This is a genomic window from Dorea sp. YH-dor226 (genome assembly GCF_039832105.1).
Taxonomy (GTDB): domain Bacteria; phylum Bacillota; class Clostridia; order Lachnospirales; family Lachnospiraceae; genus Dorea_A.
Map to the genome: position 1 here is coordinate 90,034 of NZ_JBDOHS010000005.1, position 15,685 is coordinate 105,718.

Below are 15,685 nucleotides of genomic sequence, written 5' to 3' on the forward strand. Positions count from 1 at the left end.
TCCCCTCCTGATCACATACCCAATATCTTCCATACGGCATCTCCCATATAATAACCGGCCCCGACAAATACCAGATTCCACAGGAATACACCAAGAAGAGAACTGACTGTATAGCTGACAAATCCCATCGAGATCATCCCGGCCGGTATAGAGATCAACGTCCGTATCATAGGAAGCAGTTTTCCGATGAACACACCGATCGGGCCCTTTCTCCGAAGCATCTCCATGTTCCGTTCAATCATTTCCCGATGCTTTGGAAAATGTCGAAGATAAAACCGAAGAAACACTTCCCCTCCAATCCGCCCCAGAAAATACAGGATCCAGCTTCCCAGAATCCCGGCTGCCACCGACAGAAGCAGCACTTCAAGAAAGCTGATCTCTCCTCTGGACGCCCAGATCCCCGCAAGCGGCATGATCACACCCGCAGGAAATCCCGGAAGATTCATATATTCCAGCAATACAATCAAAAATACGAATATTGCACCATATTGTAAAAAATATTGTGAAAGGATCTGAATCTGCATCTCTGAAAACCTCCCCTGTTATGATGTTCTTATCATAAAGGGGAAATCTTAAGAGAGAGATGGTAGAATTCTAAAGATATTCTAAAGAATCATATTAGATAAAATCAAACGACTTCATTCAGGTAGATATGGGATAACGGAACCATTTTCTGCAGTTCCTCTTTCATTCTTTCTGACATGGTCACCCCGTCTTCTTCACAGATTTCATCTGCTGTCTTTGCACCGAACACCAGACTCGCAAGTGCTGCAACCGTAATCGTACCCTCACTGTTCTCACGCTTTCCGTCCATCAGCATCACGCCGGAGAACTCCGTTCCCGTGATCATAACACAGCGATTATTTTCCTCGATCAACGGATCCGTAATCTGAAAACAGGTACCCATAAAGCTTGTGAGACGAAGAGACATCAGCATCCTTCTGACATCAACAATCCGAACCATAATCTTCGGCTTTTCCTCCGGCTCATCTTCACCCGTATCGATCCGGACATCCACAATCTGTCCGTCCTTCCGATATACTTTCAGGCATCCTCCGTCGCTGGCGTACTCATGAATCAGCCTTTTATAATAGGCAGCATCTCTTTTGGCATATACCTGGTACCTCGTTGCAAGGCATTGTGATACATATTCTGCGAGTTCTTCACAATCCTCCTCTGAAGCTGTGGTAATAAGAATTCCTTTTTCCATATCCTCCTTATGATAGTACGACCGTTCCTGTTCGTATACCGTCCGAAAATCAAAAGGAAGATAGATATTTTCAGATGCAGGCATCAAGAACGTGAATGTCTCCCCGTTATGATACATCTCATTTAATGCATTTTTCAAAAGGGCTGCCATATATCCGCGCTTGCGATAAGACTGCTGTGTCGCAACAGCCACAATATAATTGGCGTCTTTTTCACTCCCGTTTACCAGAAGCTTATATGGATTCAGATGGAGCATTGCTCTGATCTCTCCCGCTTCTTCTATTACATAGATCTGATTATCCTCTGTTTTCTCGGTATAGTAATAATCCACAAAGCTTTCACTGTCTTCCGAAAACACTTCTTCATACAACGCTCTGGATAACTTCTTTTCTTCCGCTGTTAAACTTTTTAATTTCATAATCCGACCACTCCTGTATGACCTGTCAATCTGTCTGTATTTACAATGAATTTTTCAAACAGCCGCCGCATCCGGCACATCCGCCTTCTCCCGGCCCGACTGCATAACTGTAATTTGCAATGGTTTCAAGACATGCAATTGCCTGCGCAGAGATGCCTTCCCCACTCCCGGTAAATCCCAGTCCTTCTTCCGTAGTTGCTTTAATATTGATCTGATCCACTTCAATATGCAGTGCCTTCGCAACATTCTGACGCATGATCTCTATATGCGGTGCCATCTTCGGACGCTGTGCAATGATCGTTGCATCAATATTGCCGATCACATACATCCTGTCCTCAATCAATTGTCCTACGTGTTCCAGCAGCCGGATACTGGATATCCCTTTATACTGTGAATCTGTATCCGGAAAATGCTTTCCGATATCTCCAAGTGCTGCTGCTCCAAGAAGAGCATCCATGATCGCATGAAGAAGCACATCTGCATCCGAATGCCCCAGCAGGCCTTTTTCATACGGAATTTTCACTCCTCCCAGTATCAGATCTCTGTCCTCTACCAGTCGATGAACATCATAACCCATTCCAATTCTCATTGATCACACCTCTGTCTTTGTATTCTCATCTTCACAACTGACTTCTTTTATATCGTTCTTATCTACTTTCTCCTCATCCGGGTCGTCTTCTGATTCTTCTTCATACTCGTCCTCATAATCCTTCCGGTAAAGTACCAGAACCGCATTTGCCAGAAGAAACAAACCAATTCCCATAAAAGCGATTCCGAACAGCATAAACAACATGACATTGTCCGAATTTCCCTCCAGGACTCCTTTAAAAAGATCAAATCCCAGATACATCAGATATCCTCCTGCAAGAATTCTGATGATCATTCTATTCTTTGTTGGCATATAGAATCCTCCTTTTTCATCTATTTCATGCATACGATACACTTTTTTTCATATGTTTTGTATTATAAATGATTTTATATTATTTGTATATATTAATCATCAAAAGATTTCCCTTACTTTTACAGAAAAAAAGAGAACCACTTTTGTGATTCTCTCTTCAGTAGCGGGAACTGGATTTGAACCAGCGACACCACGGGTATGAACCGTGTGCTCTAGCCAACTGAGCTATCCCGCCATATTTGGTATATATGGGACCAATAGGGCTCGAACCTATGACCCTCTGCTTGTAAGGCAGATGCTCTCCCAGCTGAGCTATGATCCCATATTTTGTAGGTTCTTCTCTCGAACCGACTTCGTCATTATACTATTAAACCTCGTCAAATGTCAACACTTTTTTTCAATTTTTTTATTTTTCTTTCATTTTTCTTTTTTTCATGTAAAACCCCCATCAGATCAACTGATCTTTCGGGGGTCTTACCATGTATTATCAATTCTACAATCTGATATTATACAATTCCCTGAGCGTTCATGGCATCTACTACTTTTTCAAATCCAGCAATATTGGCACCGGCTACATAGTTGCCTTCCATACCATATCGTTTTGCAGCATCATCCATGTTATGGCAGATATTTACCATAATCTCTTTCAGTTTTTCATCCACTTCCTCAAATGACCAGCTTAAGCGTTCACTGTTCTGAGACATTTCAAGGGCAGATGTAGCCACACCTCCGGCATTGGCTGCTTTTCCAGGTGCAAAGAGCACACCATTGGCCTGAAGATATTCGGTTGCTTCCAGTGTGGTAGGCATATTGGCACCTTCACATACTGCAACGCATCCATTTGCAACCAGCTGTTTTGCGTCTTCCAGATGGAGTTCATTCTGTGTGGCGCAAGGAAGAGCGAGATCTGCTTTTACAGACCACACGCCACGTCCTTCATGATATTCGGAATTCGGACGGTATTTCCTGTACTCTGTCAATCTTGCACGGTTTACTTCCTTGATTTCCTTTAATGCCTCTACATCAATACCTTCCGGATCGTATACCCAGCCGTTGGAATCGCTGACTGTGACAACCTTCGCACCCAGCTGCTGTGCTTTTTCCACTGCATAGATCGCAACATTACCAGATCCGGAAACTACAGCCGTCATACCATTAATGTCTTTTCCGTTAATCTTAAGAAGTTCCTCTGTCAGATACAGAAGACCATATCCTGTAGCTTCTGTTCTTGCAAGAGATCCGCCGTAACTCAGTCCCTTTCCCGTCAGAACACCCTCGTATGTTCCTCTGATTCGCTTATACTGTCCAAACATATATCCGATTTCTCTTGCACCTGTACCGATATCTCCTGCAGGAACATCTTCATCGGCACCAATATATTTACTAAGTTCTGTCATAAAGCTCTGGCAGAATGCCATGACCTCTCTGTCTGATTTTCCCTTAGGATCAAAATCAGAACCTCCTTTTCCTCCGCCAATCGGAAGACCTGTCAGAGAATTCTTGAAGATCTGCTCAAATCCCAGGAATTTAATGATTCCAAGATTTACGGATGGATGAAGACGTAATCCTCCCTTATATGGTCCGATTGCGCTGTTGAACTGTACACGATAGCCCGTATTTACATGAACCTGTCCTTTGTCGTCTACCCATGGTACACGGAACTTGATCTGTCTTTCCGGCTCTACGAGTCTCTCAAGAAGAGCATCTCTTCTAAATTTTTCTTCATTAGCCTCTACCACTACTCTCAATGATTCCAATACTTCTTTGACTGCCTGGTGGAATTCCGGTTCAGCCGGATTCTTTGCAACCACCTTTTCCAGCACTTCATCAACATATGACATAACTATATACCTCCTAATACTTTCCTTCAAAGCCGCTGCACACCTCAGATATCCTGTCTTTTTGATATCACCTCCTCCATCTTTCGCGAATGGCCCGACGCTGAAAGACGGTTTTCCAATCAGGTATGTGAAAAAGAACGGGCAGACAAAAGTCCACCCGTTTTTCTCAACGTCTTTGTCCATTACTATTGTAAGAGATAACTCCCCGGAACGCAAGACGTTTGTCAAAATTTTATCTTGTTTTTTGCATTTTTATTCATCGAATCCTTCATTATGCAATTCGAATGCATTAAAAATGTATTTATTTCAATAGATTCGTCTATCTTTTGTCACATTTTTTGAAACAGATCGCACTCCAAATTGCATTTTACTTAAAATATGCAACACCGGATTCAAAGATCTTCAGATCCTGTTCCCCGTAGATGTTCATTGCCACAGAGCGCGCACGTCTTTCAGAATGTGCCATCTTTCCAAACACACGTCCATCCGGGCTTGTGATTCCCTCGATTGCACAGTAAGAACCGTTTACATTCCACTCTTCATTCATTGTAATATTTCCATCCGGGTCACAGTACTGTGTTGCAACCTGTCCATTTGCAAACAGCTTATCCAGCCACTCTTTACTTGCAACGAAGCGACCTTCTCCGTGGGATGCCGGATTCGTATATACACCGCCAAGTTCTGCCTGCTGAAGCCATGGAGACTTGTTGGTTACTACTTTCGTGTAAACCATTTTGGAGATATGGCGTCCGATCGTATTGTAAGTCAGAGTCGGAGAATCTGCCGTCTGTCCGGTGATCTCACCGCCAGGAACAAGACCAAGCTTGATAAGTGCCTGGAAACCATTACATACACCAAGTACCAGTCCGTCACGTTCATTCAGAAGCTTCTCTACTGCTTCTTTCATCTTTGCATTCTGGAATGCAGTTGCAAAGAACTTCGCGGAACCATCCGGCTCATCACCGGCGCTGAATCCGCCTGGGAACATGATGATCTGGGACTGGCTGATCGCTTTTTCAAATACATCCACAGAATCAATGATGTCTGCAGCACTCATATTTCTGAATACTTTTGTGATCACCTTTGCGCCTGCTCTTTCAAAAGCTCTCGCACTGTCATATTCACAGTTTGTTCCCGGGAATACCGGAATAAATACCGTCGGCTGAGCGATCTTATGACTGCAGATATGGATATCTGAAGTATTATATAAACCAGTCTCCACCTTTTCCTCCTGACCTTCTGCTCCGGAGTTTGTCGGGAATACCCTCTCCAGTGGCTCTTCCCATGCTGAAACTGCATCTGCAAGTGCAATCTTCATATCGCCATAAGAGATTGCTGCATCTTCCGTTACTTCACCGATAACTGTGTAAGTAATTGTAAGATCAGATATCTTTTCAGCCGGAACTTCTGCAATGATATCACCAAACGCAGGTGCAAACAGGTCTCTTGCATCCACATTGTGTTCGATCTTCACACCCATTCCGTTACCAAATGCCATCTTGCTGACAGCCGCTGCAATACCATGTCTGTCAAGCGCATATGCAGAAACAATCTTTCCACTGTGTACGTCTTCTGCAAATTTTCCATACTGTTCCATAACTTTATCATATACAGGAACATCATACTCATCCGTCTCAATACGAAGCCATACTAATTTATCGCCTGCCTTCTTAAGCTCCGGCGTAATAATATCCTTTTCGGTTGCGATATCAACAGCAAAGGATACCAGTGTCGGAGGAACATCAATATCCTCAAATGTTCCTGACATACTGTCTTTCCCACCGATGGACGGAAGTCCATATCCGAGCTGCGCACTGTATGCACCTAAAAGTGCTGCAAACGGCTGACTCCATCTGTGCGGATCTTCTGTCATGCGGCGGAAGTATTCCTGGAACGTAAAGCGGATCTTGCTATAGTCTCCACCGGTCGCCACAATCTTAGCTATCGATTCTGTTACTGCATAGATTGCTCCATGATACGGACTCCATGTAGACAGATATGGATCAAATCCATAACTCATCATCGTAACCGTATCGCAGTCTCCCGTTAATACCGGAAGTTTTGCAACCATAGACTGTGTCTCTGTCATCTGATATTTTCCGCCATGCGGCATGAATACAGATGCTGCTCCGATCGAACCGTCAAACATCTCAACAAGTCCCTTCTGGGAGCATACATTCAGATCTTTCAGAGTCTCCATCCATTTTTCTTTCACATCACCGACTTCTTCTCTTATAAGAATGCTGTTCTTGCGATTCGGAATATCCACTGCAACCGTCGTCTCCTGATGTGCTCCGTTCGTATCCAGAAATGCTCTGGACAGATTCACAATCTCTTTTCCTCTCCAGGACAGAACCAGTCTCGGTTCTTCAGTTACTACTGCAACTTTTGTTGCCTCCAGATTCTCTTCTGCTGCATATCCCATGAATTCTTCTACATCCTTTGGATCTACAACAACAGCCATACGCTCCTGAGATTCGGAGATTGCAATCTCCGTTCCGTCAAGACCTGCATATTTCTTCGGCACTTTATCAAGGTCTACTCTGAGTCCGTCTGCCAGCTCACCGATTGCGACAGATACACCACCTGCACCAAAGTCGTTACATTTTTTGATCAGCTTACTTACTTCTTCTCTGCGGAACAGACGCTGAATCTTACGTTCTGTCGGAGGATTTCCCTTCTGGACCTCTGCTCCACAGGTCTCGATAGATTCCTCTGTGTGTACTTTGGAAGAACCGGTAGCTCCGCCACAGCCGTCACGGCCGGTACGGCCGCCAAGCAGAATAATGATATCTCCCGGATCCGATGTTTCACGGATCACTGCGCGTCTCGGCGCTGCTCCCAGAACGGCACCGATCTCCATACGCTTTGCTACGTAATTCGGATGATAGATCTCCTTAACTGCTCCGGTTGCGAGACCGATCTGGTTACCGTAAGAGCTGTATCCATGTGCCGCTTCCCGAACCAGCTTCTTCTGCGGAAGCTTTCCTTTCATTGTATCTTTTACAGATACAGTCGGATCTGCAGCACCGGTTACACGCATTGCCTGATATACATAAGTACGTCCTGACAACGGGTCACGGATCGCACCGCCAAGGCAGGTAGCCGCTCCACCAAATGGCTCAATCTCTGTCGGATGATTATGTGTCTCATTTTTGAAGTTTACAAGCCACTCTTCTTCCACACCGTCAACCTTGATCGGAACAACAATACTACATGCATTGATCTCATCAGATTCTTCCTGATCCTGTAATTTTCCTTCTTTTTTCAGTTTACGCATAGCCATCAGTGCAAGATCCATCAGGCAGACAAATTTGTCTTCTCTTCCTTTAAAGATCTCACTGTGGTCATGGATATACTGTCTGTATGTCTCTTCGATCGGGGCTTTATAATCACCTTCTCCGAATGTTACATCTGTAAGCTCTGTAGAGAATGTTGTATGACGACAGTGATCTGACCAGTAAGTGTCAAGAACACGAATCTCTGTCATGGACGGATCTCTGTCTTCTTCTGTCTTAAAATAATTCTGAATATGAAGAAAATCCTTAAATGTCATAGCCAGACCAAGTGAGCCATACAATGCCTTCAGATCTTCTTCTGCCATATCCTTGAATCCGTCAAATACCTTAATATCTTCCGGCTCATCATATTTCATGATCAATGTATCCGGTTTTGCCTCATCAGTCTCTCTGGAATCCACCGGATTGATGCAGTGAGCCTTAATCGCCTCAAATTCTTCTTCTGAGATTGCGCCATCTTTTCCTTCAATCACATATGTGATCGCCGTCTTAATTACCGGCTGTTCATCTTCCTTGATAAACTGGATACACTGAACAGCAGAGTCCGCACGCTGATCAAACTGTCCCGGAAGGAATTCTACAGAAAAGACTCTGCTTTCCGGTGATACAGGAAATTCTTCCTGATACAGTGTGTCTACCGGCGGTTCGGAAAATATACCATTGCATGCTTTTTCAAATGTCTCATCAGAAATATTTTCCACATCATAACGAATCAGTACACGCACACCGGCTACATCTTTAATTCCGAGATAACTCCTTACCTCATGCTTCAGATCCGCAGCCTGCACCCCAAATCCTTCTTTTTTCTCCACGTACACTCTTCTTACATTACTCATAAGTCATCCTCCATTAAATGTAATATACGATCTACTGGTTTCATTTTAACACATTTATTTTTATTAATAAAATTAATATATCTTAATCTTCTTATAAGAACTACTTATCAGTTCTCTTTTCTTTTCCCAGTCTCTTCAGAACAAAAAACATTCCCCACAACAGAATCAGCAAAACAATAAATGTCGTCACGATCCGAATCACCATATCTGAGAAAAATCCCTCCGGAAGCATACGGATCATGTAATCCGTATCAGGATCAAATATCCACAGATCGTTTGTAAAAAAGATCTGGTGAAAGATCGTAAAACATCTGGTAAAATCAATGGCAAACGCAATCCCCAGAAACGCCAGAATCAGCGCCCAGACTCCAAGAGCCATCGAATAGGCTTTTAAAAACAGCCGCTTCCAGTCCATCTTTTTCCAGATCAGAATTCCCAGAAGCACAACCCCTGTCAACAGGCAGATCCATCCGACCTTGACACCTCCAAGAAACAGATTTTTGACATCTGCCATGTGCAGTCTGTCCTGTTCATTGAAAAAATCCTGTGTCTCTCCCTCAACCAGAGTAATCACCGAAAGTTCTTCTTCTTTGCCGATCAGATAATCCATCATGTGATCTGTGACATCCATCACATCTTCCATCTCCATATCCAGCGCATCCGTCACAGAATATTTCCGATACTCTTTTTCATAAAAACGGTACTCACCGTCTCCATAGATTGCAAACCAGAAGCTGAAGATCAATCCTGCCAGAATCACACACATCATTGCAATCACAGCCAAACCATAATCTCTTTTTTTCATAGTTATAAATCCTCCGCATCTATTCTACCACAATCCTCCGCATCTATTCTACCACAATCCTCGTTGTAATTCATCGTTTTTTCATATATACTGGAAAGTAGATTTTTCAGGAGGACTTCGAATGGATATTAATTACGAATTATACAAAGTGTTCTATTATGTAGCATCAACCTTAAGTTTTTCAGAAGCATCCAAACAGCTCTTCATCTCCCAGTCTGCCGTCAGTCAGTCCGTGAAGACTCTGGAAAAAAAACTGAATCAGACGCTCTTTATCAGGAGTACCAAGAAAGTCCGACTGACTGCCGAAGGTGAGATTCTGCTTCGGCATATCGAACCCGCTATGAATTTGATCAAACGCGGGGAGGCACAGCTTCTGGATAACGGTACCCGTGGCGGACAGCTCCATATCGGTGCAAGCGATACGATCTGCCGCTATTTTCTGGTTCCTTATCTGGAGCGTTTCCACCGGGATTTTCCAGGCGCGCACATTAAGGTGACCAATGCAACATCCATCCGGTGTGCAGAGCTTCTGGAAACGGATCAGGTAGATCTCATTGTAGTAAATGCACCGAATGCTTCTCTCGGGAACATTTCACATGTAAAAAAGATCAAGGAATTTCATGATGTATTCATTGCCAATGAAGCTTTTTCCGATCTGAAAGGGAAAAAGCTGTCTTTGAAAGAGCTTTTAAACTATCCTATCCTGATGCTGGACAAAAAAAGTACAACCAGTGAATTTCTGCATTCTCTGTTCCAGCAGCATCAGCTGGATCTGGTTCCTGAAATCGAGCTCAGCAGCAATGACCTGCTGATCGATCTTGCCAGTATCGGGCTTGGAATCGCTTTTGTTCCGGATTACTGCGTGCCACACAGCTCTGGAAATCTGTTTATCGTACAGACAGAAGAAGAACTTCCCTCCCGTGAACTGGCCGTTGCATACAACGGAAAGGTACCCGTTTCCAATGCTGCCAGAGAATTTTTGAATTATTTTTAGTGAGATTGCGGGAATGATTCCCATTGTTTCCAGAAATCCTCTGCCGCTGCTTCTATTGTTTCCACCGTACACAGGGAATACTCTTTCCATTCCCTCGGAAATGTTTCCTGGTATCTTGTATCTCGAAAACGTTCATCTAAAAGCAATATCACGCCCCTGTCCTCGTCCGTACGGATCACTCTTCCTGCGGACTGCAGGACTTTATTCATCCCGGGATAAAGATAGGCATAATCAAATCCCCGAAGCCCCTGTCCGTCAAAGTAATTCTTCAGAAGTTCCCTCTCTCTGCAGACCTGCGGCAGCCCGGTTCCAACGATCACTGCCCCGATCAGTTTATCTTCCGCCAGATCAATTCCTTCCGAAAAAATCCCTCCCATAACACAGAATCCCATCAGACTGTGTTCTCTGACTTCTTCGAAATTCTCCAGAAAGATCTCTCTTGCCTCCTCCGACATATACTGCGACTGCATGACAGCATCTATTTCCTGTCCTTCATCCTGCATATCGGCAAATGCATCATACACTTCCTCCATGAACCGATACGAAGGAAAAAAAGCAATGTAATTGCCGACCTTGATCTGTGCGATCCGGATCAGATACTGTGCATATCTACGATACATCTCTTCACCTCTTCTTGTGTACTTTGTACTTACATCCGTTCCAAGAAAAAGCTTTCGCTTTCCGGTATCAAACGGAGATTCTGCATAGATCGCATAATCATCTCCGGATGTACTGAGAAGCTTTTTGTAATAATGAATCGGAAGAAGCGTAGCCGAAAAATAGATCGTACTGTTTCCTCTGTCCAGATATTCCTGGAGACAATTCGCCGGATTTACACAAAACAATCTGAGCTTGAACCTTCCATCTTCTTCCAGTTCAGAATAGATCAGGTAATTCTCATCCAGCCTTTCGTAAACGTATACAAACATCCGGACCTGAAAATACAGATCCAGCACTTCTTTTCGAATTTCTTCATTCCGGCATTCTTCCAGATAGCGCTCCATCTCTGTCATCAGAGACAACAGCTTCAGATAGACATGTGATACACTGTTGTGAACCTGACAGCCATCACATTCTCTCTTCAGAGCCAGCAGCTGCTTATTACATTCTTCCAGTCTTCCTGTCAGTTTTCCATCTTCATATCTGACCAGGCGTTTTACTTTCAGGAAGTCTTCCTTGTATATCTGCGCACTGTACATCTCTCTTCCGCGTTCCACCAGGTTATGTGCCTCATCGATCAGGAACAGGTACTCACCTTTCGTCCCTTCACCGAAAAAGCGCCTCAGATGTGCATTCGGATCAAACACATAATTATAATCACAGATCACTGCATCCACCCACAAAGATACATCCAGACTCAGTTCAAACGGACACACCATCCACTTTCGAGCCTGCATCTCAATCATCTCTCTGCTGATCGCATCTGTCATTGTCATCAGCTCATATACCGCATCATTCACCCGGTCATAATGCCCTTTTGCATATGGACAGGCCTCCGGATTACAGTTCGTTTCCTCACACAGGCATATCTTTTCCTTCGCCGTCAGCACGATCACCTTCATTCGAAGCGCCTGCTCTCTCAACGTCTCGAACGCCTGCCATGCGACCGTTCTGGTAATCGTCTTGGCCGTCAGATAGAAGATCTTCTCTCCCAGCTCTTCTCCGACTGCCTTTACCGCAGGGAACACGGTCGCCATCGTCTTTCCCACACCCGTAGGCGCCTGAATAAACAGCTTCTTCTTTCTCAGTATCGTCCGATAAACAGAAGTCACCAGATCCTTCTGCCCGTCCCGATAGGAAAACGGAAACTCAACGTCCTTGATAGATGTGTTCCTTGTCTTTCTCCACCGGATCTGATATCTTGCCCATTTTTCATACTTTCCGATCAGCTCCAGGAACCACCTCTCCAGTTCCTGATACGTATAGACACTCTGAAATCTTTTGATGTCCTCCGTATCCAGATTACAGTATGTCATCTGGACTCCTATCTCATCCAGCTTCTTCTGACTGGCCCAGATATATGCATAACACATTGCCTGCGCCTGATGAACCGGTACAGGCTCTGTAATTTTTTCCAGTTCTTTAAATACCCCTTTGATCTCATCAATGACAACTCCCGTCGGAGTCTCAATGATCCCGTCGGCACGCCCCTCCAGAGACAAAATGAATTCCTTACAGGGAATCTCATATTTTAACACTACCTCTGCGTGATAGTCAGATCCCATGGATTTCTGAATTTTTCGATGTATCCGGCCACCCTGCTGCATGGCTTCTTTCTCAGCACCCCCGGCACGGTTATCAATATCTCCGCTTCGCAGTATAAACTCCACCAGATTACGCACGGATATCCTGACCAATGGCTGTCCCAGATCCATTCCGCTCTCCTCCCGCCTTGATTTCTGGAAACATTATAGCACAGCAGACGAATATCTGCACATGATTGTTGCAGTTCACATCCGTACATCGGAAGATTACTGAAATTCCGTCATATTCGGCCGGAAACGAAGCGGAAGATGCTGCATCTGACACCTTGGATTCATCCACGACTGAATCGCAATGGTCTGACAAAAATTTTTCCACAATTTCGTATACTCTTTTTCCTTTTCCGATACCGGAAGTAATCTGTCTTCGTTCCAATATTCATCCAGCACCAGTACCCAGTGCTTTCCCGCTTCATGTACTGCAAACATCCGATGACTTTTATCGTGGATCATCCAGTTCTCATTCGGAAGCCGGTCTTCAAAATGTGGAGCCAGACAGCTTAATACCTGTGCTTTGGGAGTGATCTGTGCATACAGAATTCCACTTTCCAGCTCCTGAAATCTGAGAAATCCTTTCAGTAGGTGCGCCTCTCCAGCTACGGTTCTGCTCAGCTCAAATACTTTTTCTACCATTGGATGACTCAGATGATCCATGATCTTTCTCCCGTCCGGAAGCTTTCTTGCCGCCATCATGGTTCCCAGAACTGCATTCCCTTTGTCCCGGTCCGGAGACAGCACTGCATGGAAGATATCCCAGTAAGCATGCATTCCCATATGCTTTCGGATCAGCCGCTCTACCGCCTGTGCCTTACGTTCGGATTCCTCCACCTCCACATAATCACAGAACAACTCCTGCTCTACCGCCCCAAGAAATGTAATCCCACAATCCTGCTCGGTCTTTCCCGCCTTCCATGCATCATAGATCCCGGAGAAAATTCCGGTGATCGTATCACTGCATATATATATGGTCTTCATCTGAACCCACCTCCGAATCTCACATCATCAAACAATGATAGTTGCCGGTACCCTGCCTGCGTGACAGAATCCGGCAGTCTTTCCCCTGTATTCAGCAGATTTCTGGATATATAATCTTCCTCCATCTTTGTAGGATACATCATCTTCCCGTTACAGGTAATAAAGTAAAGTGCACGCTTCAGTACAACGCCGAACTTCTTGAGATCCGCAAAATCAAGAGTCCCAAGCTTTCTTGCCCTCACGATCCTGCCTGCAGACTTGTAGCCGATTCCCGGAACCCGAAGCAGCATCTTATAGTCATCGCGGTTGACTTCGACCGGAAACTGTTCCAGATGCTTCAACGCCCAGTTACACTTCGGGTCAAACAATACATTAAAATTCGGATCCTCTTCCGACAAAAGCTCTTCTGCCTGAAAATGGTAATATCGCAGCAGCCAGTCCGCCTGATATAGCCTGTGTTCCCGTAAAAGGGGAGGCCCTTCCCCTGTCCTGGCCGGGAGGCAGACATCTTCATTGACCGGTACAAACGCTGAGTAGAACACTCGCTTCAGTTCGAACTTCTGATACAGCGATTCTGCCACGCGAATGATCTGATAATCCGTCTCCGGTGTCGCGCCGATGATCATCTGAGTGCTCTGACCGGCGGGAACAAATCTTGGTGCGTTCCGGTACAGCTGAATCTCCTGTCGGTTCTCTGATGCACGGTTCTGAACGAGCCTCATGGGTGTCAGTATATTCTTTCTCGTTTTATGTGGAGCCAGAAGTCTGAGACTCTCTGCAGTCGGAAGTTCCAGATTCACGCTCATTCTGTCAGCAAGAAATCCGATCTTCTGAATCAGGTCCTGACTGGCCCCCGGAATTGCCTTTACATGAATATATCCCTGGAAATTGCATTCCTTCCGAAGCTTCCAGAGTGTTGCATACAGAAGCTCCATGGTGTAGTCCGGACTTTTTAAGATACCGGAGCTTAAAAACAGGCCTTCGATATAATTTCTGCGATAAAATTCCATGGTAAGTGTACATACTTCATCCGGCGTAAACGAAGTCCTTTCTACATCATTGCTTCTTCGATTCACACAATACTTACAGTCATAAATACATTCATTCGTGAACAGAATCTTCAGAAGAGAGATACATCTTCCGTCTGCCGAGAAACTGTGACAAATACCGGACTGTTCACAGCTCCCCATCCCTGTGCCATCACCTTTTCTGGAAGTTCCACTGGATGTACATGCCACATCATACTTTGCAGCATCCGTAAGAATCTGTAATTTATCATAAACTGACTTTGTTTCCTGAATTCTCATTCCTGCATCCCCCAATCCCAAAAACGAACAGGTGTTCTTTTTTCATTATAAGAACACCTGTTCGTTTTGTCAATCTCTATTTTCTTTTGTAATCATTCCGAAGGTTCTGTCACTCCTGTTTTGTGCTCATACGACTTTCAATGCACTGGCTCATCAATGCAGTCATCTTCCCGATTGCCGTCACAAGCATATCATTATCCACCTCCCGGTTTCTCTGAAATGCATGATACCCTCCCTGAATACAGAAACTGATCGTAATATTCATAATCTCATCGGTTTCAAACTCCGGATACTTCTCATAGATCAGTTTCTTAATACTTTCTTCAATGCGATCTGCAAAATGGCTCCGCTGATTTCCGGAAAAGAGAATCGTTGTAAGAGACGTCTGCGACAAATATGCCATTAAAAGCTCTCTGGAAAATGCTTCCAGATTATCCACGATATATTCCGGATGTGAGACACTGTTTGTGATCGAAGCCACCACTTCCTCCTCCAGCGTATCAGACAGATCATAGATATCTCTGTAATGAGAATAAAATGTCGACTTATTAATTCTGGCACTTTCACACAATTCTCTGACCGTTATCTTTTCCAGCGGTTTTCTGGAACGAAGCTCAATAAACGCATTTTTAATCCCTTTTTCTGTCTTTTCAATTCTTAAGTCCATGTCTCGTCTCCTTTTTCAGCGTATCCATTTTCCGACAGATTTTTAAGATTGTCGCTTATCCACCCAATCGTCTGTTTTGTTGGTAGATAAATAATATTGTCATCTATATAATAAAATTATACGGCAGAAAACCAACTACTGTCTATTATCTTTATTTTACAAGAAGACAAGG

The 15,685-nt window shown here is 44.3% G+C and carries 12 protein-coding genes and 2 tRNA genes; 1 reads left to right on the plus strand and 13 read right to left on the minus strand.

Going from position 1 to position 15,685, the window contains the following annotated elements:
* Nucleotides 1–11 precede the first annotated feature (11 nt).
* From ABE547_RS06150 to ABE547_RS06190, 9 genes are all read right to left on the minus strand, one after another.
* Nucleotides 12–524 (minus strand): DedA family protein, encoded by a 513-nt coding sequence (locus ABE547_RS06150; RefSeq protein WP_347377937.1) that lies wholly within the window; start codon nt 522–524, stop codon nt 12–14.
* Between the two features lie 104 nt (nt 525–628).
* Entirely contained in the window at nt 629–1,627 is a 999-nt protein-coding gene (locus ABE547_RS06155; RefSeq protein WP_347377938.1) for a GNAT family N-acetyltransferase, read from the minus strand.
* A 40-nt stretch (nt 1,628–1,667) separates the two neighbouring features.
* Nucleotides 1,668–2,216 (minus strand): 2-C-methyl-D-erythritol 2,4-cyclodiphosphate synthase, encoded by a 549-nt coding sequence (gene ispF, locus ABE547_RS06160; protein WP_347377939.1) that lies wholly within the window; start codon nt 2,214–2,216, stop codon nt 1,668–1,670.
* A 3-nt stretch (nt 2,217–2,219) separates the two neighbouring features.
* Nucleotides 2,220–2,528 carry a hypothetical protein gene (locus ABE547_RS06165; protein ID WP_347377940.1) on the minus strand — a complete coding sequence of 103 codons (309 nt, stop codon included), beginning with the start codon at nt 2,526–2,528 and terminating at the stop codon, nt 2,220–2,222.
* Between the two features lie 161 nt (nt 2,529–2,689).
* A tRNA-Met gene (locus tag ABE547_RS06170) sits at nt 2,690–2,763 on the minus strand.
* Between the two features lie 14 nt (nt 2,764–2,777).
* A tRNA-Val gene (locus tag ABE547_RS06175) sits at nt 2,778–2,850 on the minus strand.
* A gap of 184 nt (nt 2,851–3,034) precedes the next feature.
* Nucleotides 3,035–4,369, minus strand: a complete 1,335-nt coding sequence (gene gdhA, locus ABE547_RS06180; RefSeq protein ID WP_347377941.1) for an NADP-specific glutamate dehydrogenase — start codon at nt 4,367–4,369, stop codon at nt 3,035–3,037.
* Nucleotides 4,370–4,736: 367 nt separating this feature from the next.
* Complete coding sequence (locus ABE547_RS06185) at nt 4,737–8,504, minus strand: phosphoribosylformylglycinamidine synthase (RefSeq protein WP_347377942.1); 3,768 nt, start codon at nt 8,502–8,504, stop codon at nt 4,737–4,739.
* Between the two features lie 100 nt (nt 8,505–8,604).
* Nucleotides 8,605–9,309, minus strand: a complete 705-nt coding sequence (locus tag ABE547_RS06190) for a TIGR01906 family membrane protein (protein WP_347377943.1) — start codon at nt 9,307–9,309, stop codon at nt 8,605–8,607.
* Between the two features lie 121 nt (nt 9,310–9,430).
* Between ABE547_RS06190 and ABE547_RS06195 the strand changes: the two genes are divergently transcribed.
* Nucleotides 9,431–10,303, plus strand: a complete 873-nt coding sequence (locus ABE547_RS06195; protein WP_347377944.1) for a LysR family transcriptional regulator — start codon at nt 9,431–9,433, stop codon at nt 10,301–10,303.
* Here ABE547_RS06195 and ABE547_RS06200 read toward each other — a convergent pair.
* From ABE547_RS06200 to ABE547_RS06215, 4 genes are all read right to left on the minus strand, one after another.
* Nucleotides 10,300–12,678 (minus strand): ATP-dependent DNA helicase, encoded by a 2,379-nt coding sequence (locus ABE547_RS06200; protein ID WP_347377945.1) that lies wholly within the window; start codon nt 12,676–12,678, stop codon nt 10,300–10,302. The two genes, ABE547_RS06195 and ABE547_RS06200, sit on opposite strands and share 4 nt — an antisense overlap.
* A 96-nt stretch (nt 12,679–12,774) precedes the next feature.
* The gene (locus ABE547_RS06205; RefSeq protein ID WP_347377946.1) at nt 12,775–13,539 is read right to left on the minus strand and encodes a TIGR03915 family putative DNA repair protein; all 765 of its coding nucleotides are present in this window, start codon (nt 13,537–13,539) and stop codon (nt 12,775–12,777) included.
* Entirely contained in the window at nt 13,536–14,846 is a 1,311-nt protein-coding gene (locus ABE547_RS06210) for a putative DNA modification/repair radical SAM protein (protein ID WP_347377947.1), read from the minus strand. Before ABE547_RS06210 ends, ABE547_RS06205 begins: the two co-directional genes overlap by 4 nt.
* A 109-nt stretch (nt 14,847–14,955) precedes the next feature.
* Nucleotides 14,956–15,513, minus strand: coding sequence for a TetR/AcrR family transcriptional regulator (locus tag ABE547_RS06215; protein WP_347377948.1), 558 nt, complete (start codon nt 15,511–15,513; stop codon nt 14,956–14,958).
* Nucleotides 15,514–15,685: the final 172 nt, after the last annotated feature.